This window comes from uncultured Litoreibacter sp. (assembly GCF_947487515.1).
GTDB lineage: Bacteria > Pseudomonadota > Alphaproteobacteria > Rhodobacterales > Rhodobacteraceae > Litoreibacter.
In genome coordinates, this window is record NZ_CANKWO010000001.1 from 1 (window position 1) to 24717 (window position 24717).

The window sequence follows — 24717 nt, forward strand, 5'->3', positions numbered from 1 at the left end:
CGGTTGTAGCTCAGTTGGTTAGAGTACCGGCCTGTCACGCCGGGGGTCGCGGGTTCGAGTCCCGTCAACCGCGCCACCGCTGCACATATGAACCCACACAGGCTGATGCGCGGTTGTAGCTCAGTTGGTTAGAGTACCGGCCTGTCACGCCGGGGGTCGCGGGTTCGAGTCCCGTCAACCGCGCCACTCTTTCTTTTCATTGGAAAATCTTCTTAGCCCGAAGTCACGCCTTTGGCGGTCTTTGAAACGCAAAATGCGAAGGTGTTACCCTTCGCATTTCAAAGATTTGTCATTGTGTTTGAGTTACTTGCGTCTACGAGACACAAAGCGCGGCAACATGGCTGAGAAGTCCTTGCCAGCGCCTTCCTCTTCCTCGACGAACTGCGCGTAGAGCTCGGTTGCGCGGGCGCCCATAGGGGTGTCGGCGTCAGAGGCCTCTGCGGCCTGCTGGCTTAAGCGCAGGTCCTTTAGCATCAGCTCAGCGGCGAACCCAGGGGTGTAATCATTGTCGGCTGGGCTTTGAGGGCCAACGCCAGGCGCAGGGCAATAGGCATTCATCGACCAAGAATAGCCCGACGACGTAGACACCACGTCAAACATTTTTTGACGGTCCAAGCCCAGTTTGTCAGCCAAGGCAAACGCCTCACAGGTGCCAACCATGGTCACCCCGAGGATCATGTTGTTACAAATTTTTGCCGCTTGACCGTTTCCTGACGGCCCACAATGCACAGCCTTTTGCCCCATGATGTCAAACAGGGGAGAGACCGCAGCGAAGCCTTCATCGGTCCCGCCAGCCATAAAGGTCAAAGTGCCACCTGCAGCACCACCGATGCCGCCCGAAACGGGGGCGTCAACCGCACTTAGGCCGGAGGCATGCGCGCTGGAGGCCACGGCACGTGCGCTCTCGACATCCACCGTAGAGCAGTCCAGCAGCGTGGCGCCTTGCTTCATCGCGGGGATGATATCTGACGCAACAGCTTGCAAGATTGCACCGTTGGGAAGCATTGTGATGACCACATCCTTATCGGTCGCAGCCTCTTGCACCGTATTGGCTTTCGCCACCCCTTCAGGCGGTGTGTTGGCGATGTCAAAGCCCGTCACCTCATGACCGGCCGCCGCCAGATTGGACGCCATAGGCGCCCCCATGTTCCCGAGCCCGATAAATCCGATCTTCATGGCATTTCCTTCCAGTTAAGCGCGTTGTCCCCTAAAGGCATCAACATTTGTGAGACATCCATATCGGTGACCGCACCGTGGTCGTCATGGGCCCATTTGGGGCTTCGGTCACGATCGATGATGGCCGCGCGGATGCCTTCGATGAAATCGCCCTGAGCCACAGCACGGAACGTATAACGAAACTCTTGATCCAAAGCCTGCCGGATCGAGCTGGCAGAACGCAACCGGCGAATGATCGTCATGGCACAGCCCACGGCCAAGGGCGCGTTGCGCTTCAGCGCTTTAAGTGCCGCTTGCGCAAAGGGGGTGTCGTCGGTCTCTAGGGACCGGATGACGTCATTTTGAGTTTCGCCTGCGAAGTGGCGGTCAATCTCGGGAAGAAGTTCTTCCAATGTGCCCGCAGGGGCAGGGGCGTTCAGCTTTGGCAACTTTCCGGTTTCCACCATCTGCGCCTTGAGCGATGGCCAATCGGCCTCTGGTGCATAGGCGTCTGCGAAGCCTGCGAATATCGCATCAGCAGCCCCCATTCGTGTCGCGGTCATGCCCAGATATTCCCCCAGCCGGCCTGGAGCCAAGGCAAGCATCAAGGAACCTCCCACGTCTGGCACCAGCCCGATGCCGCATTCAGGCATCGCGATCTGGCTGCTGTCGCCGACTATGCGCAAGGAGCCATGGCAGCCGACGCCAACGCCGCCCCCCATGGTGAACCCTTGCAAAAAGCTGACCACCGGTTTGGGGTACTCGAAAATCTTGGCGTTCAGGCGGTACTCATCGCGCCAGAACTGACGCCCGTAGTCCAGATTGCCCTCTTGGCCGGAGGTGTACATATCTGCAATGTCACCCCCAGAGCAAAAGGCGCGATCCCCTTCGGCATCCAGCAAAACAAGGTCGATATCGGCAGTCCGCCATTCATCAAGGGCGGTCTCAATCGCGAGAACCATGTCGTATGTCAAAGCATTCAGCGCCTCGGGGCGTTGCAACGTGATCCGACCGGCGCGACCTTCTATTCGAACAAAAAGATCACTCATTAAGAAATCAACCCGCGCGCAACGATCATACGCATGACCTCATTTGTCCCCTCAAGGATCTGATGCACCCGCAGGTCACGCACCAGTTTCTCGATGCCGTAATCCGCCAGATAGCCGTAGCCCCCGTGCAGTTGCAGGCAGCCATCGACGACGCGAGATCCCGCTTCGGTGACAAACTTCTTGGCCATCGCGCAATGGAGCATCGCGTCAGGTGCGCCTGTGTCCAGCTTCCATGCGGCTTGGCGCAAGAAGACGCGGGCGGCTTGCAATTCGATTTCCATTTCCGCAAGGCGGAACTGTAGGGCTTGGAACTGGTCGATGGATTTGCCAAAGGCCCGACGCTCGGACATGTAAGTCAGCGTTTGTGTCAAGGCGGACTGTGCGGCCCCCAGCGAGCAAGCAGAAATGTTCAACCGGCCGCCATTCAGGCCCTGCATCGCATAAGTGAAACCTTTGCCCTCGTCTCCAAGAAGATTCCCCGATGGAATGTTGCAATTGTCCATCTGAACTTGGCGTGTGGGCTGTGCGCGCCACCCCATTTTATCCTCAAGCCCGCCGTAGGAAAGCCCGTCGGTTCCATCGTCAATGACCATGGCGGAGATGCCCTTCGGACCAGCATCAGCGGTGCGGGCCATGACGACATAGGCGTCGGAATATCCGCCGCCAGAGATAAATGCCTTCGAGCCGGTTAAGGCATAGCCGTCCGCCGTCTGCTCGGCGCGTGTTTTCAATGCTGCTGCATCAGAACCGGACCCAGGCTCGGTCAGGCAGTATGAGAAGAAGGTCTCCATCGTAGTGGCCTTCTCAAGGTATTTTTCCTTGAGCGCATCTGATCCGTTCTTGTCGATCATTGCGGCGCACATGTTGTGGATGGATAGGAAGGCCGCCACGGACGGGCAGGACATAGAGAGGGCTTCAAACACGAGCGTCGCATCCAGTCGTGTGAGGCCGGAGCCGCCGTATTCCTCTGAGACATAGAGCCCGCCAAATCCAAGCTCGGCCAAACGCGGCCAAAGATCTTTCGGGATGTCTCCCTCTTTTTCCCACTGCAAGGCATGGGGGGCGATGAACTCGTCACCAAAGGCCTTGGCCATGTCAAAAATTGCGGTTTGCTCGTCTGATAGCGCGAAATCCATGGTTTCCTCCGAAAGAATTGAACAGCTGTTTAATTATGCGCCCCTGCACCAGAAATGCAAGGGCGCACATTGTCCATCTATTCCATGACTGGGATTGAGAACTCGCCGCCTTCTTTGATGCCCGAAGGCCAGCGGGAGGTTACAGTCTTGGTGCGTGTGTAAAATTTGAACGCATCCGGACCGTGCTGGTTCAGGTCACCAAACATCGATTTTTTCCAACCACCAAAGGTGTGGTAGGCCAGTGGAACTGGGATCGGAACGTTCACGCCGACCATGCCGATGTTGATGCGGTTCGCGAAATCACGCGCTGTGTCGCCATCGCGTGTATAGATCGCGGTGCCGTTGCCGTACTCGTGATCCATCGCAATTTTTAACGCGTCTTCATATGTTTCGGCGCGTACGGTGGACAACACTGGCCCGAAGATCTCCTGCTTGTAGATGTCCATATCGGTTGTGACACCGTCAAACAAATGTGGGCCAACAAAGAAGCCGTCTTCATAGCCCTGCAGTTTGAAATCACGCCCGTCGACAACCAGCTTGGCGCCTTGATCGATACCGGTTTGCACCAAGCGTTCGATGTTGGCCTTTGCAGCGGATGTAACAACCGGGCCGTAGTCTACGTCTTTCCCAGATGTGTAGGGGCCGACTTTCAGCGCTTCGACCTTCGGAACAAGCTTCTCAAGCAAACGATCTGCGGTGTCGTCGCCAACGGCCACAGCCACCGAAATCGCCATGCAACGTTCGCCTGCGGCACCGTAGCCGGCCCCGACGAGCGCGTCAGCAACCTGAGACATGTCCGCATCCGGCATGATGATCATGTGGTTCTTCGCACCACCGAAACACTGCACGCGTTTCCCGTTCGCACAGCCAGTGCTGTAGATATATTCGGCGATCGGTGTAGAGCCTACAAAGCCCACGGATTGGATTACATCGTGGTGCAAGATGGCATCCACGGCCTCTTTGTCACCATTTACCACCTGCAAGATGCCCTTTGGCAGGCCAGCTTCTTCCATCAGCTCTGCCAGCATCAAGGGGACGGATGGGTCACGCTCGGACGGCTTGAGGATGAAGGCGTTGCCGCAAGCAATGGCAGGCGCAAACATCCACATCGGGATCATCGCTGGGAAGTTGAACGGGGTGATCCCCGCTGTCACGCCCAAAGCTTGCTTCATGGAGTACATGTCAATGCCGGGGCCGGCGCTGTCGGTGTAATCACCTTTCAGCAATTCGGGCGCACCGATGCAATACTCAACCACTTCGAGGCCGCGCTGAACGTCGCCAGCCGCATCGGGCAATGTCTTGCCGTGCTCGCGGGACAGGGCTTCGGCCAATTTGTCCATGTCGCGGTTCAACAGGCCCACAAACTTCATCATGACCCGCGCGCGGCGCTGCGGGTTGGTGGCGGCCCAAGCAGGCTGTGCTGCAGCGGCGATCTGGACGGCTTGGTCCATCTCGGCAGGGGAGGCCAATGGAACTGTCGCCTGAACCTCACCAGTGGCAGGGTTGTAAACGTCGGCAAAGCGTCCAGACGTGCCTTTGACATGAGCGCCGTTGATGTAGTGGGTAAGTTCTTGCATGGAATCCTCCTTGAATATCCGTTCCAGTTTAATCTTGCATTTCTGCATGAAAAAGGGTCAATTTCTCAAAATCATTTTGCAAAAATGTAGGGATACTTGATGCCGGAACCAAAATGGGACGACTTGCGGGTTTTCCTCGCAGTGGCGCGCTCCGAGAGCTTGTCGAGGGCAGGAAAAACCCTGCGGCTTGATCCCGCGACCGTGGGGCGGCGTGTGGCCCGACTGGAAGAGGCGCTGGAAGCGGTTTTGTTCATGAAATCCCCGCAAGGCTATGCTTTGACGCAGGCAGGGGCACGGCTAATCGCGCGCGCCGAAGCCATTGAGACCGCTATTTTGAACGCGCAAGAGGACGCCAGTGGCGGGGCCGAGGCACTCACCGGTCAGATCAGGTTGGGGGCCCCAGATGGCAGTGCGAACTATCTTTTGCCGCAAGTCTGCTCCGCCATTTGCGCGGACCATCCGGGGCTTGAGGTGCAAATTGTAGCCCTGCCTCGGGTCTTTAATCTGTCCAAACGGGAAGCTGACATGGCGATCACCGTGTCTCCTCCGACGGCTGGGCGGCTGACCAGTCAAAAGCTGACGGATTACCACCTGCATTTGATGGCCAGCGAAGACTATTTGAAAAACGCGCCGCCACTCAGAACCTTAAAGGACCTCAAGGATCACACGATTATCGGGTATATCTCTGATCTGATTTTCGACGCTGAACTCGATTATCTGTCCGAAATCGGAGGGCCTTCGACAAAGTTCACCTCGAATTCGGTTTCGGTTCAATTCAATTGGGCGAGAAGCGGGGCGGGGTTGGTGATCGGGCATGACTTTGCCCTGCCGTCTGCCCCAGAGATGAGGCGGGTTCTAACGCATGAATTCTCGCTCAAACGCAGCTTCTATCTGGTGCGGCATGCCGACGATCGGAACATCTCGCGTCTGCGGCTTTTTGCCGAGGAATTGGGAGCGCGTGTACGCCAAGAAGTGGCGCGTCTGGAAGGCCAGACTTGACGGATACCCAAAGTTGCGACGACAGTGGAGTGTATTACACCATAACTTTTGAACAAATGCAGGAGACGCGCATATGCTGGTGAGCCACATTTTGAAGCTAAAAGCGGACGATGGAGTTGTAACAATCAGGCCCGAGGCCTCGGTCGCGGATGCGGCCAACATGTTGTCTTCACGCAAGATTGGCTCAGTTGTGGTTTCCTCCGACACTAAGGCGGCTCTGGGGATTTTGTCCGAGCGCGACATCGTGCGTGAGATCGGCAAGCGCGGTGCGGGATGCCTATCCGAAACGGTAGACAGCATGATGACCAAGAAGCTGGTGACCTGCACGACCGGTGACCGCGCCGATACGATCCTTACGCAGATGACCGAAGGCCGCTTTCGCCATATGCCGGTCGTAGAGCAGGGCGAGATGGTCGGGTTGATTACCCTTGGCGATGTCGTAAAAGCCCGCCTCAGCGAATTGGCGATGGAGAAAGACGCGCTTGAGGGCATGATTATGGGGCACTGACGTCATGGCGCAGGACATAAGCGGCAAATGCATGTGCGGCGCGGTGACATACCGCGCCCAGTTAATAGAGCCCGAATTGGGCGCATGCCATTGCTCTATGTGCCGGCGTTGGACGGGAGGGGTGTTTTTGGCGCTTTCGGTGCTGCCGGACGCCATGACATTCGAAGGAGAGGCGCATATCCAGCTTTTCCAGTCCTCCCCATGGGCGGAACGCGGGTTTTGTAAAAATTGCGGCTCCAGCTTGTTTTACCGTGTAACTGCGGCGGGAAAAGAGCAAGGGATTTACCATATCGGGGCTGGAACGATGAACGATCTGGATGGAATTACTTTGTCACAACAGTTGTTTATCGACCAGAAACCCGATGGTTACTCATTTTGTGAAACCACAGCCGATTTAACCCAAGAACAGGTCGAGGCGATGTTTGCCAATCTTGGCACAGCGTAAACCGTTGATCTATCGCTATCGACTTGCATTCTGCCGCGCAATAATGTTGCGTGAGGCAAATTGAGACGAACAAAGGCCCAGACCATGCGCATCGGATTATATCCCGGCACTTTTGATCCCATTACCCTTGGACATTCTGACATCATCCGCCGCGGTTGCTCGCTGGTCGACAGGTTGGTCATCGGAGTGGCTATTAACCGCGATAAAGGACCGTTGTTTTCCCTCGAAGAGAGGACAGCTATGATTGAAGAGGAATGCGCCAAGATTAGCACCGAAACAGGGTGCGAGATCATCGTACATCCCTTTGAGAATTTGCTGATCCATTGTGCCCGCGATGTCGGGGCCTCGGTGATTATTCGCGGGCTGCGGGCTGTTGCAGATTTTGAGTATGAATATCAAATGGTTGGCATGAACCGAGCCATGGACAACAGCGTCGAGACCGTGTTCTTGATGGCCGAGGCGCAGCATCAGGCCATCGCCTCGAAACTGGTCAAAGAAATCGCTCGTTTGGGCGGCGATGTCTCGAAGTTTGTGACCCCATCTGTGAAGGCTGCATTGCTAGAGCGGCTGGCATAGATCCAGCTGCAGAGGCCGAGGTTTCAAGCAGGGGTTTACACTGCTCTCAACTGGTCTAATTTGTCGCCAAATCCAAAACGCTTAGGAGCGCCCATATAATGGCCGAAATTAAAGATCCCGAAAACACAATCCTGATGGAACTCACCGGCGGTACGGTTACGATTGAGCTGCTGCCGGATGTGGCCCCACAGCATACTGCGCGCATGAAAGAGCTCGCACGCTCGGGCGCCTATAACAATGTGGCCTTCCACCGTGTGATCGACGGCTTCATGGCGCAAACAGGTGACGTGGCCAACGGCAACATGGAAAAAGACTTCAACATTCGTATGGCGGGGACGGGCGGCTCTGACATGCCAGATCTTCCGGCAGAGTTTTCCAAGCTGCCGCACGACCGTGGCTCCATCGGGGCCGCGCGCTCTGCGAATCCGAACTCGGCCAACAGCCAGTTCTTCATCAACTTCTCTGACAATGCATTCCTGAACGGCCAATACACCGTTTATGGCCGCGTCGTTGAGGGCATGGAACACGTCGACGCCATCCAGCGCGGTGAACCACCGATGAACCCAGACCGGATGATTTCGGTTATGGTAGCAGCAGACGCGGGCGGCGCAGACGCGGGCCCAGCAGAAGCTTCAGAGGCGGAAGCCGATGCAGGTGCCGACGGTGACGCTGGTGAATAAGCTTCTGGCAACATGTGCATTTCTGGTCGCAAGCCCCGCGCTTGCCACTGGTCTTGAGGTGGATGTCGCAGGCGAAGCGAAGGGCACCATTGTCATTGACCTGTTTGAGGATGTGGCCCCCAAGCATGTTGAGCAGATCACCGCGTTGGCAAGTGAAGGCGCATATGACGGGGTTGTTTTCCACCGCGTGATCGAAGGCTTCATGGCGCAAACGGGCGATGTGCAATTCGGTAAGGCCGATGGCGACACCTCTGGCGCGGGGCGGGGCGGATCAGACCGTCCTGATCTGCCGGCAGAGTTCTCGGATCTGAATTTTGACCGTGGCGTTGTGGGCATGGCGCGTAGCCAGAACCCCAATTCTGCCAATAGCCAGTTCTTCATCATGTTTGAGGAAGGGGCCTTCTTGAACGGGCAATATACCGTAGTGGGAAAGGTGACAGCCGGAATGGACGTCGTCGATCAGATTAAGTTGGGCACCGGCGGGAATGGCACTGTGGTCGGAACAGCTGATCAGATGAAAGCCGTTCGCGTCACCAAGTAACGCGCCGTAAACCCTGCGTGAGCGGGGCTGTTCTGGCAGCGAGGAACGGGCCATGCTTCTTTGGGAGGAGTAAGCATGGCCCGTTTTTATATTCTACTGTTCATCCTAAGCATGTCGGTGACAGCGGCATGGGCGCAATCCGCATATCTTTCAGCGGGCTGGCCGAATACGGATTTTTCCAAAACTACTGTAAACCTTGACGAAATTCGCTCTGGTGGTCCCGGAAAGGACGGCATTCCGGCTGTGGATAACCCGACCTTCCTTAAGGTCTCGGACGAGCGCCGCATCGGCCTGCGAGAGCCGGTCATGACGCTGGAGATCAAGGGCCAACGCCCGCGCGCCTATCCGATCCGCTATTTCATGGTGCATGAGATCGTAAATGACGTCGTCGGCGGGACGCCGGTTGCGGTGACATTCTGCCCGCTATGCAACTCTGGGGTCGTGTTTGACCGCCGCGTTGCGGGGAAAACCTTGTCGTTTGGGGTCTCGGGCAACCTGCGCAACTCTGATATGGTGATGTATGACCGCGAAACCGAAAGCTGGTGGCAGCAGGCCGTGGGAACCGGCATTGTGGGGCAACTGGCGGGGCGCAACCTGAAGCAAATCCCCAGCTGGATGGAAAGTTGGGAGGCGTTCAAGCAGCGTAATCCGAATGGCTTGGTGCTGAATGCTCCTCGAAAGGGATTTAACTACGGATCAAACCCTTACCTGCGGTATGATACGGCCTCGACCCCGTTTCTTTACGACGGGGCCTTGCCCCCCAACGGGGTTGACCCGATGGCGCGGGTGATTCGTGTCGGCAATCGTGCGTGGTCAATGGAGCGTTTGCGCCGCGAGAAAATCATTCGCGAACATGGCGTGGTGCTGTCATGGGAGGGCGAGCAAGCCTCAGCCCTAGATAGCCGCAAAATTGACAAGGGGCGCAGCGTTGGCGCTGTGCGCGTGAAAGACGGGCAGGGCCGCGATCTTGTCCACGATGTCATGTTTGCCTTTGCATTCCATGCTTTTCACCCGAAAGCGACTTGGCACTAGGTCCAATTCGGGGCGCGTTTCTCCAAGAAGGCATTGATGCCCTCATCCGTGTCGTCTTGCGCCATATTCACGGCCATAACCTCTCCGGTGAAAGCATAGGCTTCGGCAGTGGTCATCTGCGCTTGCGCATAGAACGCCTGCTTGCCGATGCGAACGGCAGAGCCAAGCTTGCCTGCGATTGTTTCCGCGAAGGCCAAGGCCTCTTGGTCAAGATCCTTTTGCGCCACGCGGTTGATCAACCCAAGTTCACACGCGCGCACAGCGTCGACAAACTCTCCCGTTGTTAGCATTTCAAACGCTTGCTTTCGCGAGATATTTCGGCTGAGTGCAACCATCGGAGTAGAGCAAAACAACCCGATGTTTACCCCGTTTACGCCAAATTTTGTATCCGGTGCCGCAATGGCCAGATCGCAAGTGGCCACCAATTGGCATCCCGCGGCAGTGGCGATGCCGTGGACTTGCGCAATCACCGGTTGTGGCAGGCTTTGGATGCGCGCCATCACGGCAGTGCATCTTTCAAACAAGTCCAACCAAGCCGCGCGTCCCTTGTCTGCGGTGTCTCGGACGGCTTGCATTTCTTTAAGATCATGCCCTGCGCAAAAGACCTTTCCCGCACCATTTAGGATCACCACGCGGATGGTCGGGTCGTCGGCGATTGTATCCAAAGTCTCATGTAAGCAAGCCAGCATGGCGTCAGACAGGGCATTCAGCTTGGAGGGAGCGTTTAGGGTCAACCTCGAGATGGCCCCAGAGTCTTCGCGAAGTACTAAACGCTCGTTCATCTTGTCATTCCCTTCATGATCTGCTCGGTTGGGCCATGTTTAGAGGGCAGGGGGAACGCATGGAAGTGAAAATGGATAAGGCCGCATTGCAGGCCTTCTTGGAGCGCGACTTTCCACAAGTGGTCGAAGACTTCGAGTTCGTAGACATCGCGCCGCCCTTTGTGACCATGGCTCTGTCGGCGTCCGAAAAGCATTTGCGCCCCGGTGGTACGGTCTCGGGGCCATCAATGTTCGCGCTGGCGGACGTGTGTGCGTATTTCTGCATCCTTAGCGCATTGGGGCCTGTGGCGCTGGCTGTGACCACGAATTGCTCCATAGATTTCATGCGCAAACCTGCGCCCGGGCGGCTTTTGTGCAAAATGGAGCTGTTGAAACTGGGGCGGGTGTTGGCGGTTACCGAGGGGAGGATTTTCTCTGAATCCGAGCCGGACCGACCGGTTGCGCGCGCGTCTTTGACGTATTCAATCCCGCCGCAACAATGAAAAAGGACCGGACGCGAACGTCCGGTCAAGTTTGACCCCAACGCGGACAGGGAATGTCACGTCGGGCATCAGGAACTGAATTTCAGAAAGGGGTGTTAACCCCGCCAGAAGGGGCGGCGTGCCTCTGCTTCGGCCTGCGCGCGGGTGATGCCGACGTCTTGTAGTTGCTCGGCGGTCAACCCCTTAAGGGCGCGTCGCGTGCGGTAGGCTTCATCCCAAGACATCAAAACAAACGCCAACTTGACAGCTGCGCGAGCCGTCGGCGCCACTTTAGCGCGGGCTGAAAGTGCGGACAGGTCAAGAGAAAGCGGTTGTGTAAGCGTCGCCATGGGAATGGCCTCCAGATTTGTATTGATACAATGCAGCAACCTTGCTACAAGAATAGGGTACAATTCAAAATTGTATGCGTCCATAGAAAGATTGTTATGAATACAATATGGTTCCCCGACCTCGCGAACAGTACTGGGCCGAAGTATCTGGCCTTGGCAGATGCCATACGCGACGCCATTCAGTCGGGGGGCTTGAAGCACGGCGAAAAGCTGCCCCCAGTGCGCGAGGTAGCCTATCAGTTGGGCATCACGGCGGGCACAGTGGCGCGCGCCTACTCTCGGCTTGTGGATGCCGGTTGCCTAGAAGCTGTCGTGGGGCGTGGAACATTTGTCTCGGACAGCCCGTCTGAGGCGGTGGGATCGGGCATTGATATCTCTGCACCCTTACACGTGGGCGGGCCGATCGAAGTTGATGCTACGCCGCATAACGAAGGCGGGAGCGTCTTTCGCGTGAATATGATTTCGCCTCATCTGCGCAATGTGGGGCAGTCTAGGTTGCTGAAGCAATTATTGACGGAGATTGCAAAAGATCCCCCATCTGGAATGATGCACTACCCCAGCAGGGATGCGTCCAAGCCCACCCGAGAAGCCGTGGCGCAGTGGCTGTCTCAAGCCCCAATCGGGCGGGTCTCCGAGGAGAATGTTGTCCTGACCAATGGCGGGCAAAATGCCATTCTACTTATCATGCAGGCCGTGTTGCGGGGGCGGAAGCCAGTGGTGCTGGTTGAGGATTTGGCCTATCCGGGGTTTCGGCGCGCCGCCGAGCTACTGCGCGCAGAGGTGATCCCCGTGGCCACGGATAAGAACGGGATCATTCCGGAAGCCTTGGAGGAGGCCGCACGCACCCATGATGCGCAGATATTATGCACCTCGCCTGAAGTGCATAACCCGACGTGCGGGTTTACCCCAGAAAGCCGACGGCGCCAGATTGTGGATGTCGCACGGAAGCTCGATTTCGAGATCATGGAAGACGACTGCTACCGGATGTCCTTGGCCGAGACGCCGTCCTACCGAATGCTTGCACCCGAACGTAGCTGGTTCGTGGCGTCCCTGTCGAAAACGCTGACGCCGTCCTTGCGGATCGGTTTTGCGGTTGCGCCAACCAATAGGGTATCGGTTTTGCGCCGTGTTGCCGAGTATTCCTTCTTCGGGTTGGCGACGCCTTTGGGGGATCTATGCACCAAGCTGCTGCTGCATCCCGAAACCCCGAAAATTGTCGAAGCAGTTCGGCAAGAGACTGCAAAATATGTCCGAGCTGCGGTGAATATATTGGGGGGATATGACGTGAAGTGGCGTGAGGATGTGTTGTTCTTGTGGTTAGCCTTGCCAGAGGGGTGGCGCGCCAACGCCTTTTGCCAAGCGGCAGAGGCCGAAGGGGTGCAAATCAGGTCTGCAGAAGACTACCAAGGGCGCTCCGCCCCGACATTGCATTCGGTGCGAATTTCGATCAACGCGGGTGTCAGCCTAAGCAGCTATGAGAAGGCCATAGGGCGATTAAGGGTGCTGCTGGACAACCCGCCAGAGCAAATCATGTCCTGAATTGTGGGGTAAAATAATACCTTAATTGCAAGGCGTTGTTATTGCTTGATAATTCATGACAAACTGTCGTTGACTGTGTCGTCAGTTCCGTTAGAACCACGCCATCCCAAGGGGCTTTATGCCTCATGGCCGCAATTCTTGAGGAACACCCATGAAAACCTTTACCGCTACTCCTAGCGATATCGACAAGAAATGGATCCTGATCGACGCTGAAGGCGTTGTTCTGGGCCGTCTCGCGTCCATCATCGCGATGCGCTTGCGTGGCAAGCACAAGCCGTCCTTCACTCCACACATGGATATGGGCGACAACGTGATCGTTATCAACGCTGACAAAATCCAGCTGACAGGTAACAAGCGTGAAAAGCCAAACTACTGGCACACCGGCCACCCGGGCGGCATCAAGTCCCGCACGAACGCCGAAATCCTTGAGGGCAAGCACCCTGAGCGCGTTTTGACCCAAGCTGTGAAGCGTATGCTTCCAGGTGGTCCGCTGTCGCGTCAGCAGATGACCAACATGCGTGTATACGCATCGGCTGATCACCCGCATGAGGCTCAATCCCCCGAAGTTCTGGACGTTAAGTCCATGAACAAGAAAAACACTCGGAGCGCATAAGAATGGCTGACGAAATCAAATCCCTCGACGAGTTGAACACCGTCGCAGAAGGCGTCACCCCAGCAGAAGCTGTGGCAGATGCCATCTCCCGTGAGCCAGTTCGTGACGATCTGGGCCGCTCCTACGCGACTGGTAAGCGTAAAGACGCGGTTGCCCGCGTTTGGATCAAGCCAGGTTCCGGCAAAGTTGTTGTGAACGGCAAAGAGCAGAACACATATTTTGCACGCCCAGTGCTGCAAATGATCCTGCGCCAGCCTTTCACAGTGTCCGGCACCGAAGATCAGTTCGACGTTTACGCAACCGTCAAAGGCGGTGGCCTGTCCGGTCAAGCTGGTGCGGTTAAGCACGGCATCTCCAAGGCGCTGCAGCTTTATGATCCGTCCCTGCGTGGCGCTCTGAAAGCCGCTGGCTTCCTGACCCGCGACAGCCGTGTTGTTGAGCGTAAGAAATACGGTAAAGCGAAAGCCCGTAAGAGCTTCCAGTTCTCCAAGCGTTAAGCTTCGAGTTCTTGCGAAATTGGAAAAGGCCACCCGATGCGGGTGGCCTTTTTTGTTGGGAATGTCATTGGCTTAGAATGTCTCCAGCCCCTTGGTCAATTCCGTGAATATCGGATGTGCCGGTAGTCGCAGATCGTGGTCGATGCTTCGCAACGGGTGTTGGTTTGGGCGCACAGGATGAGGCACGCCTAGAAACCCGCCGTGAGTGAATGCCGCTCTTAGGTAGTCGATGAAGGGCAAAGCGCGACTGTCCTCGAAAACCATCGGGTCCATGCGGGTGTTGGGCAAGAACACATGTGCGCCAATGCCGCCAGATACATTGGCCTTTTGCTCAAAGCTGGGGGCCAGATCCAACTGCAGGCCGATCCCGCCCGAGGGGAGGGAGACCATTTCAACCTCAAACTCCTGCGACAGGTCGTCCAATCCGTTCAAATCCACCACCAAGGGGTTCCAATCCCCAAGCCGAGCGATCACCGCGTCTTGGGACGGATGCGGGCGGCGATCTTCGGCTTCGGCGCGAGCTCGCCTTTCTTGGCGCAGCTCGCTTTCCTTGGATTGCACGCCCTCTAATGCGCCTTGGATCGCCTTCATCAAGGCGCGTTCTGCAGGGGTGACGGTGCGGCCTCTGATTTCTGCCAGCTCATCCTTTGGCTCCGACGCGGGGTAGCGTTGTCGCAGGTCGATGACGCCCACAACCAGTGCGAAATAGTGAAATGCCAAAGGCAGAAAGCGCGGGCCACCAACAAACGTTGACAGGTCGCCAAACCGGTCTTCAAGGGCAGCCTCTGCGTTGCCTAGATGGGTGGAGATTTGACGTCGGGGCGGTTGGGCCTCGCCGTAGCGTCCAGATTCCGTCTCGAAGCGGTAGCCTGTGTCGCGCAGGCGTTCGATCACTGTGTCGGTGTTGCGCGCCACACGCCCGTAGGTTTCGCGCATGACGGCTTCGATATCGGCGGCGTCGGTGCTGTGTGCGATTTCTTGCCAAACCTCAACGTGTTGGCCAGACATATATCGCTGGTAAAGGCTCAATGATCCGGCTCGATCAATCCCAATCCGCGCAGGTAGATCCCGATTCCGGCCTCCAGCAAATCCTCGGGCGGGTAGGGGGATTTGGACCCAGGCGTACCACGCGCAAAGAGCTCTACGACCCCGTGCGACAAGGCCCAGATATGGCTGGAGAACATCTTGGCTGGCGGGCGTTTATGTTCGGGGATGTTTTCGCTTAAGCGCATGGCGGCTTGCTCCAAAACCCCGCGTGAACGATCGGATGCCAGTGCAAGATCAGGGTTGGATTGCAGGTTCACTCCGCTTTCAAACATCGCCATGTAATGGCCTGGAAACTTGCGCGCAAAGGCCAGATAGGCGCGGCCAGTGGCCTCAAACGCTTTTAGCGCCGTGGGGCGGCCGTCGGCGTAGGCGTGCTCCATCAGGTCGCCGAAGATGCGGTGTCCCTGTAGGGCACATTCCGCGATCAACGCCTCGCGCCCGTTGAAATGGCGATACACTGCCGCAGGGGTGACCCCTGCCAGCTTGGCGGCTTCGGCCACGGTGAAGCCGGTGGGACCCTTGCCTTCAATCAACGTCAAGGTGGCCTCTACCAACGCCTGCTTGAGGTTGCCGTGATGGTAGCCGCGTTTAGGCATTCGCAGACCACATGTCCACGCCACCGCAAATTTTGGCGTCTGGACGGATCGCTATGCTATCGTCCTTATTGGCGTAGGGGATGCTGTTGAGCACTTTGCGCAAAGCAGAAATGCGGGCACGGCGTTTGTCATCGCTGCGGATCACTGTCCAACGGGCATGGCTGCTGTCGGTGGCGTCAAAGGTCTCGGAGATCGCACGCGAATAGGCGTCCCATTTGCTCAGGCCATCGACATCAATCGACGATAACTTCCACTGCTTTAACTTGTCGCTTTCGCGCGCCAACATGCGCCGAAGCTGCTCGGCACGTCCCACGTTGAGCCACAGTTTGATGAGTATAACCCCGTCATCCACAAGCATTTTCTCAAAATCAGGGGTCTGGGCGAAAAAGTGGTTCCGTTCCCCAATCGAGCAAAAGCCGAATACATCCTCGACCACGCCACGATTGTACCAGCTGCGGTCAAACAGCGTGATCTGCCCCGCGTTGGGCATATGTTTGATGTAGCGCTGGAAATACCATTGTCCGCGTTCGTCTTCAGTCGGTTTCGACAAAGCCACGGTCTTGCAAACGCGCGGGTTCATGTTCTCGCGAAAGCGTTTGATCGTGCCGCCTTTTCCCGAGGCATCACGCCCTTCAAAGACGATAGCAACGCGTTTGCCCTCTTTTTTCACCCATGCTTGCAGCTTCATCAGCTCAACCTGAAGGCGCTTCATGGAGTCCTCATAGTCGTCGCGATCCATGCGATTATCATATGGGTAGCTCTGGGCCAAAATGTCGTTTTTTCCCGCGTTGCGAATGGCTTCGCGTACATTGTCGGGGATTTCCTTAGTGTAGAATTCGGAAATAGCACCGTCGAAGGGAAGGGTCATAATGGCCTCGTTCTTGTTAACTATCTGCGAGTATGAAGGCTTAAGCCCGCCTAGGCCAGCGTGGTTTTATGAGCCGATCAAATCCATGTCGAAGGGCGTGGTTTGGTAGATCTGGTTGATCCAGTTGCCGTAAAGCTGATGCGCGTGGCTGCGCCAGCGGTTGATCGGCTTTTGGGTCGGATCGTCATTGGGGTAATAGTTCAAAGGCACAGCGATTTTCACGCCTTCGGAGACGTCGCGGTCGTATTCGTCCTTCAATGTGGTGCTGTCATACTCGAAGTGGTTGAAGATATAGAGAGCTCGATGCGCGGGATCTTCCACCAAGCATGGCCCACTGTCGGGACTCCCAAGTAGTGTTTTTAGGCCGTCGACCGCATCGATTTCATCTTGGCGCATTTCGGTCCAGCGGGAGACGGGAATCACGCAATCATCCGAAAACCCGCGCAGAAAGGGCGAGGTCTCGTCAAGATTGCTGTGGCGAAAACAGCCAAAGAGCTTGGTGTCCAGAAGGTGTTTCTGCACACCATGAAAGTAGTTGATCATCGCCATGCCACCCCAGCAAACGCCGAAAGTGGAATGCACATTGGTTTGTGTCCAATCCATAACTTCGCGCAGTTCGTCCCAATAGGTGACGTCGCTGAAAGGCAGATGTTCAATCGGGGCGCCGGTGATGATCAATCCGTCGAACTTTTGATCCTTAACTTCTTGGAAAGGCTGGTAGAATTCGGCCATATGTTCAGCGGCTGTGGTCTTGGTCTGATGCTCTGACATGCGGATCAACGACAGTTCAATCTGCAAGGGAGTGGCCCCAATCAACCGCGCAAACTGGTTCTCTGTCTGAACCTTCTTTGGCATCAGGTTCAGCAATGCGACGCGCAGCGGGCGGATGTCTTGCACCGCGGCCTGATCGGCACTCATCACGCTCACGCCTTCGCGCTTCAACACGTTATAGGCGGGCAGGGAGGATGAAGGCAGTTTGATAGGCATAGGGTCAATCGTATCCGTTGCGGTAGGGATCAGTTACCTAAGTGGATTAGGTCTTGTTGCCAAGGGTTGCGGCGATCAATTCATCGAGACCTTGGGGGGTGGTGACCTTTCCCAGATCGGTATGAGAGACCTTAATCCCGTAGTGATCAGCCATGGCCCGATACCGTGGCTCGCGCTGCGAGATGGCCTGCGCGTAGGTGAAGGTCATGAAGTCGTTCGGCACGACGTCTGCCTCGGCGCATTTGTGGCTTTCCAAGTACTCATCCCACAGGTCCTGCAAGAACTGCGGCCTGTAACACATTGGTTTTGGGGACGATTTGAACCTTCGTACCAGTTCGGCCTCATGGTCTTTCGATCCTTCGATCCACACCATTAGGTGGTTTTTTGCCAGATCATTGAGCAAGGGATCGTCTGGGGTAAAAGGATCAACAACTTCACAGGTAGACCCGCCGGTATCACAGACGAAGTTCTTGTACCCGTAGAGATCGCTGGCGCGGTCAATGAAGTGGGCTGTGTCGTATAGGGCTGCGACTTCGGCGCGGTGATGTTGGGCCTGACGCGCCTGATACTCCGCAAAGCTAAGCCCCCCAAGGGCCGGATTTCCAGGTTTGCCCAGATATGTGGACAGGGGGGACAGGTCGTCAAATGTCAGGTTCGACGCGATGTAGATGCTGTCAGACCGTAGCAAATCGGCCAAAAACGGATCCTGCATCGCGCGGCGTTTGAAGTTGTCGGTGATATATTCGCCCATGTAGCGCGTGCCGATCCGGTAGTCTGCACTGTAGTGAAACCAATCACCTGTCGCGCGTAACATATTGGAAATATATGTTTTTCCAAGACCGGACATGCCGAAGAACAGCACCTTCTTCCCGTCGGCTTGCAGCCAATCCTGTCCCGAGTTGTAGATCATTCGTATCGCTCCTGTGTCCCCAGACAAATAGGTAACGGTGCGCGGGCGGGCTTGCTAGGGGTTTCACAGGAAAAACGCAAAACGCCCCGCAAAACAATGCGGGGCGCTTTGAAAAATCCTGAGCGGTTTGCTTAAAAGTTCAAGCCGATACGAACGCCCGCTCCAACGGCTTCATTGTCGTTAAAGTTCAACCCGCTGGCAAAGTTCTGGCTGCCGAGTTTGGCGTAGGTGACGCCGCCGGTGATCTTGGTGTTGCCCTTGGTATAGGTTACGCCCAAGCCGATGCTTGTCTGACCGGTGCGCGGGTTAAGCAATGTGTTGCCCGGGCGGGTAGCAGGCTCTTCAAAGCCAAGTGTGACAGCACCGGACCAGTTTTCGTTGAAGCGACGGCCAACTCCCAAGGAGTAAGTGACGGTGTCATCGCGGAAGTTCACGTATTGACCTTGCCCAGCCGTGGTGAGGTTAAAGCCTTCCCACTCGACATAGCGCACAGAGCCAAACAGCAAAGTGTCTTTGGCGATTCCGGTTTGGAACTCAAGGTTCAGGCTTGCTGGAATTGTCGCCGTGAAAGACGTGGGCGTTGAAGTTAATGTTGCAAGCGCAAGTTCGGTCCCCTCCAGATCAACATCGATCTCGCTGCTGTAGGTCAGGGCGACACGCATGGCAATGTCGGGGCGTTCATATGCTGCGCCGAATACGAAGCCGACGCCGAAGTCACTGCCTGCAGTCAAGCGAGCAGGGCTAACACCCCCAACAAAGGTCTGGATCTCGCCGCCAAGATCTTGAAAGCGAAGTCCGCCGTGAACACTGAAGTTCTCGTTGAACTTATAGCGCCCTAAAACAGTTACTGCTGTACTATTCACCTCTGCATAGCCGGAAATGCCGAATGCAAATGGAAAGGGGCGGTAATCTACGGAGGCACCAATAGGCTGATCGACAATAACCGAAAAGCTCAACTTCTCGGAGACATCTTGCTTAAAGGCAAACCCGAACAGCGAATAGCTTTTGAGCGGATCAACGGGAAGTCCCGCAGCACTTGCACCGGAACTAACGGTCCCGAAGCTGAATTCAGTATACGCGCCGGTTTCACCACCTTCTTCAAACAAGGGGCGAATAAATTGGCCGGTCCGATCGATACCACCGGCAGATGCCAAGGTTGTGGTTGTCGCAAGAATGGCGGCTGCGCCGTATATCTGTTTCATTTGTTTCCTCCCCGAAACACTTGAATGCTGCTTTCTGTACCCTAATGGCGACATTCCGCCTACGTCAATTTGTGACCATACGTCACAGGCAAATTTGGCTGTAGATCATGGCTTTAGTCGCTCAGGCGTGGCGAAAAGCTCACAATTCCCTTAGGTCAAGTCACCAGATTTACGTGTCTCAAAGGCAATATTGAGGTAGTTGGCACCAAATATGATGGCTGCGCCAACCAAGACCCACGGATCAAAAGCCTCGTGAAAAATGGCCACGCCCAGCAGGGCCACAATGGGCAACCGGCCAAAGTCCATTGGCATAACGACAACGGCTGGCGCATGGCTCAAAGCGGTGGTTAGGCAAAAATGCGCGCTTAGGCCGGTGCAAGACACAACAATGACCCATGGAATTAGCTGCGATGAGGGCCACGCCAGATGGCCATCCCACCCCGCAATTGTGATCCCGAAAACCGCTTGCATAAGGGCCAGCCAAAAAAGAATGCACGTGATTGAATGGTGCTGCGTAAGCTTCTTTGTCGCAATCGCGGACCCCGCAAAGCCAATCGCCGATCCCGCTGCCAACATCGATCCCAAGTCTAGGTTTGATACATCAGGGCGCACGACCACAAGAACCCCGATGAAGCCAAGAATGGCAACCGCAATGCGTAAAGACGTCAGCCGTTCGGCCAGAAAAATCGGGGCCAATAGCGCCACCCAAATAGGGGAGGTGAACTCGATTGCGACGACTTGCGCCAGCGGGGCAATGGCTATGGCCGCGAACCACATGTTTTGCCCTGCGAAATGAGATATGTTGCGCACGACATGCAGGCCAAAGTGCCGGCTACTGATCTGGTTCAAGGTGCCTGCGGCGGCGCCGATGCCCAGCACCAAGGCAATCGAGATGACGGACCGATAGGTCATCAGCTCAAAGGTATCCAGCTCTGCGCTGATCTTGCGTCCTGCTACGGCCATCGTTGAAAACGATATGATCGCACCGACCATCCAAAGGGCAGCCAACGGCATTTGAGGGGCAGGAGACGTTGTCATGTGTACCTGCAAATCTCTTTCCGCTGAGCGGGTCAAGCCGATTTAGGAGGCGCAGCGCATTTGGCGGTCACCACCCCCGCGGGGGTAGTGACTGGAATTGGTTATTCCCACTCGATGGTGCCCGGAGGCTTCGAGGTGATGTCATAGGTGACGCGGTTGATGCCGGGCACTTCGTTGATAATGCGGGTCGCAGTCTCGCCTAAGAAATCATGCTCGAAGGGATAGTAATCCGCGGTCATACCATCAACCGAAGTCACCGCACGCAATGCGCAAGCGTAGTCGTATGTCCGCCCGTCGCCCATAACGCCCACGGTTTTCACCGGTAAAATGGCGACAAAAGCCTGCCAAATGTCATCGTACAGCCCGTGTTTGCGGATCTGGTCGATATAGACCGCATCAGCTTCGCGCAGAATGTCGAGCTTGGCGCGGGTAATCTCACCAGGGCAACGAATAGCAAGGCCAGGGCCAGGGAAGGGGTGGCGACCGATAAAGGATTTGGGCAGGCCAAGCTCGACCCCCAATTCGCGCACCTCGTCTTTGAACAATTCGCGCAAAGGCTCGACCAGCTTGAGACCCATTTTCTCCGGAAGGCCACCCACGTTGTGGTGGGATTTGATTGTCACAGAAGGGCCGCCCGAAAAGCTAACGCTTTCAATGACATCAGGGTATAAGGTGCCCTGAGCAAGGAACTTGGCGTCCTCAATCTCATTGGCGTATTTCTGGAACACATCGATGAACAGCTTGCCAATAATTTTGCGCTTGGTCTCCGGATCCGATTGACCGTCCAACTCGCCCAAGAACAACTCTTGCTCGTCGGCGTGGATCAGTTTCATCTTATAGTTGTCGCGGAACATGGTGACGACCTCTTCGGCCTCGCCTTTGCGCAACAGGCCGTGGTCAACAAAGACGCACGTGAGCTGGTCACCGATGGCTTCATGAATCAGCACAGCCGCAACAGAACTATCGACCCCGCCGGACAAGCCGCAGATCACATGGTTGTCGCCAACCTGTTCACGGATCGCCGCAATGGCCTGTTCGCGATAGGCACCCATCGTCCAATCACCACTGAACCCAGCCAGTTTGACGAAGTTCTCATATAGTTTCGCGCCATTTGGGGTGTGGTGCACCTCTGGGTGGAACTGAACCGCATAGAAGTTGCGCGATACGTCTCCCGTGATCGCATAAGGGGCATTCGGGGAGGTGCCGTAAACCTCAAATCCCGGAGCGATTTCAGAGACATGGTCTCCGTGTGACATCCAAACCTGCTCTTTGCCATCTTCAAACCAACCGTCCAGAATGGCCAGCTTGGCCTCCGTGGGGGTGACAAAGGCGCGGCCGAATTCCGCAGTGCCATGACCGCTTTCCACCTTGCCGCCCAATTGGGTCATCATCGTCTGTTGGCCATAGCAAATACCCAAGACCGGTACGCCAAGGGTAAAGACACCGTCAGCAGCGCGCGGACTGCCTTCGCGTGTGACGCTATCGGGGCCACCGGACAGGATCACAGCCTTTGGGTTGAACTCGGTCAAAAAGGCATCAGTGACGTTCTGATAGGGGTGTATCTCGCAGTACACGCTGGATTCGCGCAAACGACGCGCAATCAGCTGTGTGACCTGCGACCCGAAGTCGATGATCAGTAATTTTTCATGAATGATGTCAGAGGCTGTGGCGGGGGCGATGATTTGATCTGTCATACATGCTGATTATGAGGCAACTGCCTGCGTTGCAAGAGCTGTGGCGCGGTGATTTTGCCCGATGCCACGCATAATTGTGGTGACATGTCGCTTTTTCATCGTAAGGGGCGGTTTCTGGCCATGATCCGAGGCCCCATCGGGTAATCACTTTGTTAACAATTTCTGAGGGAGCCTGCCATGACCGATACAGCCACACCACGTAGACGGACACGCGGCGGCGGCGGCGCTGCGCGACGGGCCGAGCGCACGGCGGTTTCCATCGAAACAGCCAAATACATTGAACGCAACATCCCGAACTTCGAAGTGCTGAATGAAGAGGCGCTTCAGATCATCGAGGACAACGCAGAAACGGTTTTGGCCGAAATCGGGGTTAGCTTCGTCGACAACCCATACGCGTTGGACCTGTGGCGCGAGGCAGGGGCTGAGGTTGACGGGGAGCGCGTGCGCATCCCACGCGGATTGGCCCGCGAACTGTGCAAAACTGCGCCCTCGACGATCACCCAACATGCGCGCAATCCAGAGCGCTCGGTGGAAATCGGTGGCAAAAATCTTGTTTTGGCCCCGATTTATGGCCCGCCCTTTGTGCGCGATGCCGAGGGGGGACGCCGCTACGCGACGATGGAAGACTTCAACAAATTCGTGAAGCTCGGCTATATGTCAAAATGGCTGCACCACTCGGGTGGTACCGTGTGCGAGCCCACAGATGTGCCGGTGAACAAGCGGCATTTGGACATGCTTTACGCGCATATGTCCCTAAGTGACAAACCGTTCATGGGGGCGGTTACGGAGCCCTCCCGCGCACAAGATTCGGTCGATATGTGCGAAATTCTATTTGGCGGCCTGAACGGGCGTACGGTCATGACATCCTTGATCAATATCAATTCGCCGATGACCTTCGATGCGGTGATGATGGGGGCGTTGGAAGTCTATGCGCGCGCCAATCAGGCGTGCATTATCTCTCCGTTCATTGTGGGCGGAGCAATGGCGCCTGTCTCCGTTGCGGGGACTTTGACGCAGGTGTTGGCCGAGGTATTGGCAGGCGTGGCCTACAGTCAGTTGGTTCGCAAAGGCGCGCCGGTGATTATGGGGGCCTTTGTAACCTCTATTGATATGAACTCCGGCGCCCCAACCTTCGGCACGCCGGAGGCGTCTCATATCACCTATGGTGCGGGGCAATTGGCCCGTCGTTTGGGCCTGCCTTACCGCTCCGCGGGGTCGTTCTGCGGCTCGAAGTTGCCGGATGCGCAAGCGGCCTATGAGACCGCGAACAGCCTGAATATGGGGCTGTTGTCTGGGGTCAACTTCATGCTGCACAGCTGTGGTTGGCTGGAAGGCGGATTGGTTGCCTCCTTCGAGAAATTCGTGATGGATGCGGATCAGCTTGGCACCCTTCACCACTTTGCAAAAGGTGTCAGCATGGACGAGAACGCCCAAGCTATGGGCGCGCTGCGCGAAGTGGGGCCTGGAGGGCACTTCTTGGGCTGTGAACACACGCAGGCGAATTTCAAAACGGCCTTTTGGCGGTCCGATCTGTTCGACTATAAGCCCTTTGAAACATGGGCCGATGAGGGCGAGCGTGATACTGTCGCACTGGCATCCGCCCGCGTGACGAAATTGCTTGGTGACTACCAGCAACCGCATCTTGATCCTTCCGTAGATGAGGCGTTGCGGACCTATGTTCGCGAAAAGAAAGAAAGCATGCCCGACGCCTTCAGCTAGGAGGTGATCACACCACGGTAGGGCGCCATCCTGTGCGGCCTTCCGACCGTGTTGCGATTGGCAAATTGCGGGTTTCGGCCATCAGGGCGATCAGCAATTCGATGTGTTTGTTGACGCTGTAGGTGCCGTCATGGGCAAGGCGGGTTTGCTCGGCTTGTTCTTCTTGCAGCAGTAGTGATTCCACCACCGCGAGAGGCGAGGCCGATTGCGCCTGACCGGCGATGCGTTGCAAGTCGCGGCTGCGACGGTAACCACTGATCCCATGACGGGCAGCACGCACCAAAAGACGGGGGCGGCGAAGGTCGGTGATTTGAGTGGCAAGGTCGGTCATGGCAGTGGCTCCGGGTTAAGTTTGTTCACCGCTAATCTAGGCTTGGGTGTGACGCCGTTGCGCATGATTTCGCCTTGCGGACGCTCCCTAAGTGTCTGTTTACGTTTTGGAAACAAAATCGTGGATTTGAACGCAGTGTTAACCATCTCGTAATGAATACAACCTCAAGTTGTGTGCGTTGCTTAGGGGTTTTTGCCGCCTTTGCCCTACCGACTTAGGGGAGTCACACATGCATTCTGCTGCTGTTCTGCCATCTGATTATTCGTTTCCGACCTGGATACCTCAGGCTGTGCGCCGGTATCTCATTCACACGGAAAAAGGGTTATCCCTCAGAGACTTGGCGCGGCGGGAAGGATGTCATGCGTCGACTGTTCTCCGGCAGGTT

At 56.2% G+C, this 24717-nt stretch carries 26 protein-coding genes, 1 tRNA gene and 1 pseudogene; 13 read left to right on the plus strand and 15 right to left on the minus strand.

Annotated features, from left to right (window positions below; all coding sequences use genetic code 11):
• Positions 1 to 109: 109 nt before the first annotated feature.
• Positions 110 to 186 (plus strand) — tRNA-Asp (locus Q0746_RS00005).
• 117 nt (positions 187 to 303) lie between these two features.
• On the opposite strand, the gene mmsB is transcribed toward Q0746_RS00005, so the two are convergent.
• From mmsB to Q0746_RS00025, 4 genes are all read right to left on the minus strand, one after another.
• A complete protein-coding gene (gene mmsB, locus Q0746_RS00010; protein WP_298255969.1) occupies positions 304 to 1176 on the minus strand; it encodes a 3-hydroxyisobutyrate dehydrogenase in 873 nt (290 codons plus the stop codon).
• Positions 1173 to 2204, minus strand: coding sequence for an enoyl-CoA hydratase/isomerase family protein (locus Q0746_RS00015; RefSeq protein WP_298255971.1), 1032 nt, complete (start codon positions 2202 to 2204; stop codon positions 1173 to 1175). The genes mmsB and Q0746_RS00015 overlap by 4 nt, the downstream gene beginning before the upstream one ends.
• The gene (locus Q0746_RS00020; protein WP_298255973.1) at positions 2204 to 3340 is read right to left on the minus strand and encodes an acyl-CoA dehydrogenase family protein; all 1137 of its coding nucleotides are present in this window, start codon (positions 3338 to 3340) and stop codon (positions 2204 to 2206) included. Before Q0746_RS00020 ends, Q0746_RS00015 begins: the two co-directional genes overlap by 1 nt.
• A gap of 77 nt (positions 3341 to 3417) precedes the next feature.
• A complete protein-coding gene (locus tag Q0746_RS00025) occupies positions 3418 to 4917 on the minus strand; it encodes a CoA-acylating methylmalonate-semialdehyde dehydrogenase (protein WP_298255975.1) in 1500 nt (499 codons plus the stop codon).
• Between the two features lie 99 nt (positions 4918 to 5016).
• On the opposite strand from Q0746_RS00025, the gene Q0746_RS00030 reads away from it, so the two are divergent.
• From Q0746_RS00030 to Q0746_RS00060, 7 genes and pseudogenes are all read left to right on the plus strand, one after another.
• On the plus strand, positions 5017 to 5916 hold the full coding sequence (locus Q0746_RS00030) for a LysR family transcriptional regulator (RefSeq protein ID WP_298255977.1): 900 nt from the start codon (positions 5017 to 5019) through the stop codon (positions 5914 to 5916).
• 73 nt (positions 5917 to 5989) lie between these two features.
• Positions 5990 to 6424, plus strand: a complete 435-nt coding sequence (locus Q0746_RS00035) for a CBS domain-containing protein (protein WP_298255979.1) — start codon at positions 5990 to 5992, stop codon at positions 6422 to 6424.
• 4 nt (positions 6425 to 6428) lie between these two features.
• Positions 6429 to 6869 carry a GFA family protein gene (locus Q0746_RS00040; RefSeq protein ID WP_298255981.1) on the plus strand — a complete coding sequence of 147 codons (441 nt, stop codon included), beginning with the start codon at positions 6429 to 6431 and terminating at the stop codon, positions 6867 to 6869.
• 84 nt (positions 6870 to 6953) lie between these two features.
• On the plus strand, positions 6954 to 7445 hold the full coding sequence (coaD, locus tag Q0746_RS00045; protein ID WP_298255983.1) for a pantetheine-phosphate adenylyltransferase: 492 nt from the start codon (positions 6954 to 6956) through the stop codon (positions 7443 to 7445).
• 98 nt (positions 7446 to 7543) lie between these two features.
• Positions 7544 to 8047, plus strand: a pseudogene (locus tag Q0746_RS00050) (peptidylprolyl isomerase); the annotation flags it as partial.
• Between the two features lie 70 nt (positions 8048 to 8117).
• Positions 8118 to 8666 (plus strand): peptidylprolyl isomerase, encoded by a 549-nt coding sequence (locus tag Q0746_RS00055; RefSeq protein ID WP_298255985.1) that lies wholly within the window; start codon positions 8118 to 8120, stop codon positions 8664 to 8666.
• A 75-nt stretch (positions 8667 to 8741) separates the two neighbouring features.
• Positions 8742 to 9698, plus strand: coding sequence for a DUF3179 domain-containing protein (locus Q0746_RS00060; protein WP_298255987.1), 957 nt, complete (start codon positions 8742 to 8744; stop codon positions 9696 to 9698).
• Here the strand turns inward: Q0746_RS00060 and Q0746_RS00065 are convergent.
• Complete coding sequence (locus tag Q0746_RS00065) at positions 9695 to 10480, minus strand: enoyl-CoA hydratase (RefSeq protein WP_298255989.1); 786 nt, start codon at positions 10478 to 10480, stop codon at positions 9695 to 9697. The genes Q0746_RS00060 and Q0746_RS00065 overlap by 4 nt on opposite strands.
• 59 nt (positions 10481 to 10539) lie before the next feature.
• On the opposite strand from Q0746_RS00065, the gene Q0746_RS00070 reads away from it, so the two are divergent.
• Positions 10540 to 10962, plus strand: coding sequence for a PaaI family thioesterase (locus Q0746_RS00070; protein WP_298255991.1), 423 nt, complete (start codon positions 10540 to 10542; stop codon positions 10960 to 10962).
• Positions 10963 to 11057: 95 nt separating this feature from the next.
• Here Q0746_RS00070 and Q0746_RS00075 read toward each other — a convergent pair whose 3' ends face one another.
• The gene (locus Q0746_RS00075; RefSeq protein ID WP_298255993.1) at positions 11058 to 11291 is read right to left on the minus strand and encodes a DUF1127 domain-containing protein; all 234 of its coding nucleotides are present in this window, start codon (positions 11289 to 11291) and stop codon (positions 11058 to 11060) included.
• A gap of 96 nt (positions 11292 to 11387) precedes the next feature.
• On the opposite strand from Q0746_RS00075, the gene Q0746_RS00080 reads away from it, so the two are divergent.
• The 3 genes from Q0746_RS00080 to rpsI all read left to right on the plus strand — a co-directional run bounded on the left by Q0746_RS00080 (position 11388) and on the right by rpsI (position 13940).
• Positions 11388 to 12830 carry a PLP-dependent aminotransferase family protein gene (locus tag Q0746_RS00080; protein ID WP_298255995.1) on the plus strand — a complete coding sequence of 481 codons (1443 nt, stop codon included), beginning with the start codon at positions 11388 to 11390 and terminating at the stop codon, positions 12828 to 12830.
• Between the two features lie 151 nt (positions 12831 to 12981).
• Positions 12982 to 13443 carry a 50S ribosomal protein L13 gene (rplM, locus tag Q0746_RS00085; RefSeq protein ID WP_298255997.1) on the plus strand — a complete coding sequence of 154 codons (462 nt, stop codon included), beginning with the start codon at positions 12982 to 12984 and terminating at the stop codon, positions 13441 to 13443.
• A gap of 2 nt (positions 13444 to 13445) precedes the next feature.
• A complete protein-coding gene (rpsI, locus tag Q0746_RS00090) occupies positions 13446 to 13940 on the plus strand; it encodes a 30S ribosomal protein S9 (protein WP_298255999.1) in 495 nt (164 codons plus the stop codon).
• Between the two features lie 72 nt (positions 13941 to 14012).
• Here rpsI and Q0746_RS00095 read toward each other — a convergent pair whose 3' ends face one another.
• The 8 genes from Q0746_RS00095 to guaA form a co-directional block, all read right to left on the minus strand.
• Positions 14013 to 14948 (minus strand): hypothetical protein, encoded by a 936-nt coding sequence (locus Q0746_RS00095; RefSeq protein WP_298256001.1) that lies wholly within the window; start codon positions 14946 to 14948, stop codon positions 14013 to 14015.
• Positions 14949 to 14965: 17 nt separating this feature from the next.
• Entirely contained in the window at positions 14966 to 15583 is a 618-nt protein-coding gene (locus tag Q0746_RS00100; RefSeq protein WP_298256003.1) for a TetR/AcrR family transcriptional regulator, read from the minus strand.
• Positions 15576 to 16451 carry a polyphosphate kinase 2 gene (gene ppk2, locus Q0746_RS00105; RefSeq protein ID WP_298256005.1) on the minus strand — a complete coding sequence of 292 codons (876 nt, stop codon included), beginning with the start codon at positions 16449 to 16451 and terminating at the stop codon, positions 15576 to 15578. The genes Q0746_RS00100 and ppk2 overlap by 8 nt, the downstream gene beginning before the upstream one ends.
• Before the next feature lie 66 nt (positions 16452 to 16517).
• Positions 16518 to 17438, minus strand: a complete 921-nt coding sequence (gene metA, locus Q0746_RS00110; RefSeq protein ID WP_298256006.1) for a homoserine O-succinyltransferase — start codon at positions 17436 to 17438, stop codon at positions 16518 to 16520.
• A gap of 46 nt (positions 17439 to 17484) precedes the next feature.
• Positions 17485 to 18348, minus strand: a complete 864-nt coding sequence (locus Q0746_RS00115; protein WP_298256008.1) for an ATPase — start codon at positions 18346 to 18348, stop codon at positions 17485 to 17487.
• 131 nt (positions 18349 to 18479) lie between these two features.
• Positions 18480 to 19550, minus strand: a complete 1071-nt coding sequence (locus Q0746_RS00120) for an outer membrane protein transport protein (protein WP_298256010.1) — start codon at positions 19548 to 19550, stop codon at positions 18480 to 18482.
• 150 nt (positions 19551 to 19700) lie between these two features.
• Positions 19701 to 20588 carry a DMT family transporter gene (locus tag Q0746_RS00125; protein ID WP_298256012.1) on the minus strand — a complete coding sequence of 296 codons (888 nt, stop codon included), beginning with the start codon at positions 20586 to 20588 and terminating at the stop codon, positions 19701 to 19703.
• A 101-nt stretch (positions 20589 to 20689) separates the two neighbouring features.
• The gene (gene guaA, locus Q0746_RS00130) at positions 20690 to 22282 is read right to left on the minus strand and encodes a glutamine-hydrolyzing GMP synthase (protein WP_298256013.1); all 1593 of its coding nucleotides are present in this window, start codon (positions 22280 to 22282) and stop codon (positions 20690 to 20692) included.
• Between the two features lie 177 nt (positions 22283 to 22459).
• On the opposite strand from guaA, the gene Q0746_RS00135 reads away from it, so the two are divergent.
• A complete protein-coding gene (locus Q0746_RS00135) occupies positions 22460 to 24001 on the plus strand; it encodes a trimethylamine methyltransferase family protein (RefSeq protein WP_298256016.1) in 1542 nt (513 codons plus the stop codon).
• 7 nt (positions 24002 to 24008) lie between these two features.
• On the opposite strand, the gene Q0746_RS00140 is transcribed toward Q0746_RS00135, so the two are convergent.
• On the minus strand, positions 24009 to 24332 hold the full coding sequence (locus Q0746_RS00140) for a DUF6477 family protein (RefSeq protein ID WP_298256017.1): 324 nt from the start codon (positions 24330 to 24332) through the stop codon (positions 24009 to 24011).
• Between the last annotated feature and the right edge of the window lie 385 nt (positions 24333 to 24717).

Excerpts from the sequence above, each read along its gene's own strand:
- guaA (WP_298256013.1), bottom strand. The coding sequence starts at position 22,282 with ATGACAGATCAAATCATCGCCCCCGCCACAGCCTCTGACATCATTCAT.
- Q0746_RS00020 (WP_298255973.1), bottom strand. The coding sequence starts at position 3,340 with ATGGATTTCGCGCTATCAGACGAGCAAACCGCAATTTTTGACATGGCC.
- rpsI (WP_298255999.1), top strand. The coding sequence starts at position 13,446 with ATGGCTGACGAAATCAAATCCCTCGACGAGTTGAACACCGTCGCAGAA.
- Q0746_RS00080 (WP_298255995.1), top strand. The coding sequence starts at position 11,388 with ATGAATACAATATGGTTCCCCGACCTCGCGAACAGTACTGGGCCGAAG.
- Q0746_RS00100 (WP_298256003.1), bottom strand. The coding sequence starts at position 15,583 with ATGCCTAAACGCGGCTACCATCACGGCAACCTCAAGCAGGCGTTGGTA.
- Q0746_RS00140 (WP_298256017.1), bottom strand. The coding sequence starts at position 24,332 with ATGACCGACCTTGCCACTCAAATCACCGACCTTCGCCGCCCCCGTCTT.
- metA (WP_298256006.1), bottom strand. The coding sequence starts at position 17,438 with ATGCCTATCAAACTGCCTTCATCCTCCCTGCCCGCCTATAACGTGTTG.
- Q0746_RS00115 (WP_298256008.1), bottom strand. The coding sequence starts at position 18,348 with ATGATCTACAACTCGGGACAGGATTGGCTGCAAGCCGACGGGAAGAAG.
- Q0746_RS00120 (WP_298256010.1), bottom strand. The coding sequence starts at position 19,550 with ATGAAACAGATATACGGCGCAGCCGCCATTCTTGCGACAACCACAACC.
- coaD (WP_298255983.1), top strand. The coding sequence starts at position 6,954 with ATGCGCATCGGATTATATCCCGGCACTTTTGATCCCATTACCCTTGGA.
- Q0746_RS00040 (WP_298255981.1), top strand. The coding sequence starts at position 6,429 with ATGGCGCAGGACATAAGCGGCAAATGCATGTGCGGCGCGGTGACATAC.
- Q0746_RS00030 (WP_298255977.1), top strand. The coding sequence starts at position 5,017 with ATGCCGGAACCAAAATGGGACGACTTGCGGGTTTTCCTCGCAGTGGCG.
- Q0746_RS00070 (WP_298255991.1), top strand. The coding sequence starts at position 10,540 with ATGGAAGTGAAAATGGATAAGGCCGCATTGCAGGCCTTCTTGGAGCGC.
- Q0746_RS00135 (WP_298256016.1), top strand. The coding sequence starts at position 22,460 with ATGACCGATACAGCCACACCACGTAGACGGACACGCGGCGGCGGCGGC.
- Q0746_RS00125 (WP_298256012.1), bottom strand. The coding sequence starts at position 20,588 with ATGACAACGTCTCCTGCCCCTCAAATGCCGTTGGCTGCCCTTTGGATG.
- Q0746_RS00025 (WP_298255975.1), bottom strand. The coding sequence starts at position 4,917 with ATGCAAGAACTTACCCACTACATCAACGGCGCTCATGTCAAAGGCACG.
- mmsB (WP_298255969.1), bottom strand. The coding sequence starts at position 1,176 with ATGAAGATCGGATTTATCGGGCTCGGGAACATGGGGGCGCCTATGGCG.
- Q0746_RS00065 (WP_298255989.1), bottom strand. The coding sequence starts at position 10,480 with ATGAACGAGCGTTTAGTACTTCGCGAAGACTCTGGGGCCATCTCGAGG.
- Q0746_RS00035 (WP_298255979.1), top strand. The coding sequence starts at position 5,990 with ATGCTGGTGAGCCACATTTTGAAGCTAAAAGCGGACGATGGAGTTGTA.
- ppk2 (WP_298256005.1), bottom strand. The coding sequence starts at position 16,451 with ATGACCCTTCCCTTCGACGGTGCTATTTCCGAATTCTACACTAAGGAA.
- Q0746_RS00075 (WP_298255993.1), bottom strand. The coding sequence starts at position 11,291 with ATGGCGACGCTTACACAACCGCTTTCTCTTGACCTGTCCGCACTTTCA.
- Q0746_RS00060 (WP_298255987.1), top strand. The coding sequence starts at position 8,742 with ATGGCCCGTTTTTATATTCTACTGTTCATCCTAAGCATGTCGGTGACA.
- Q0746_RS00015 (WP_298255971.1), bottom strand. The coding sequence starts at position 2,204 with ATGAGTGATCTTTTTGTTCGAATAGAAGGTCGCGCCGGTCGGATCACG.
- Q0746_RS00095 (WP_298256001.1), bottom strand. The coding sequence starts at position 14,948 with ATGTCTGGCCAACACGTTGAGGTTTGGCAAGAAATCGCACACAGCACC.
- rplM (WP_298255997.1), top strand. The coding sequence starts at position 12,982 with ATGAAAACCTTTACCGCTACTCCTAGCGATATCGACAAGAAATGGATC.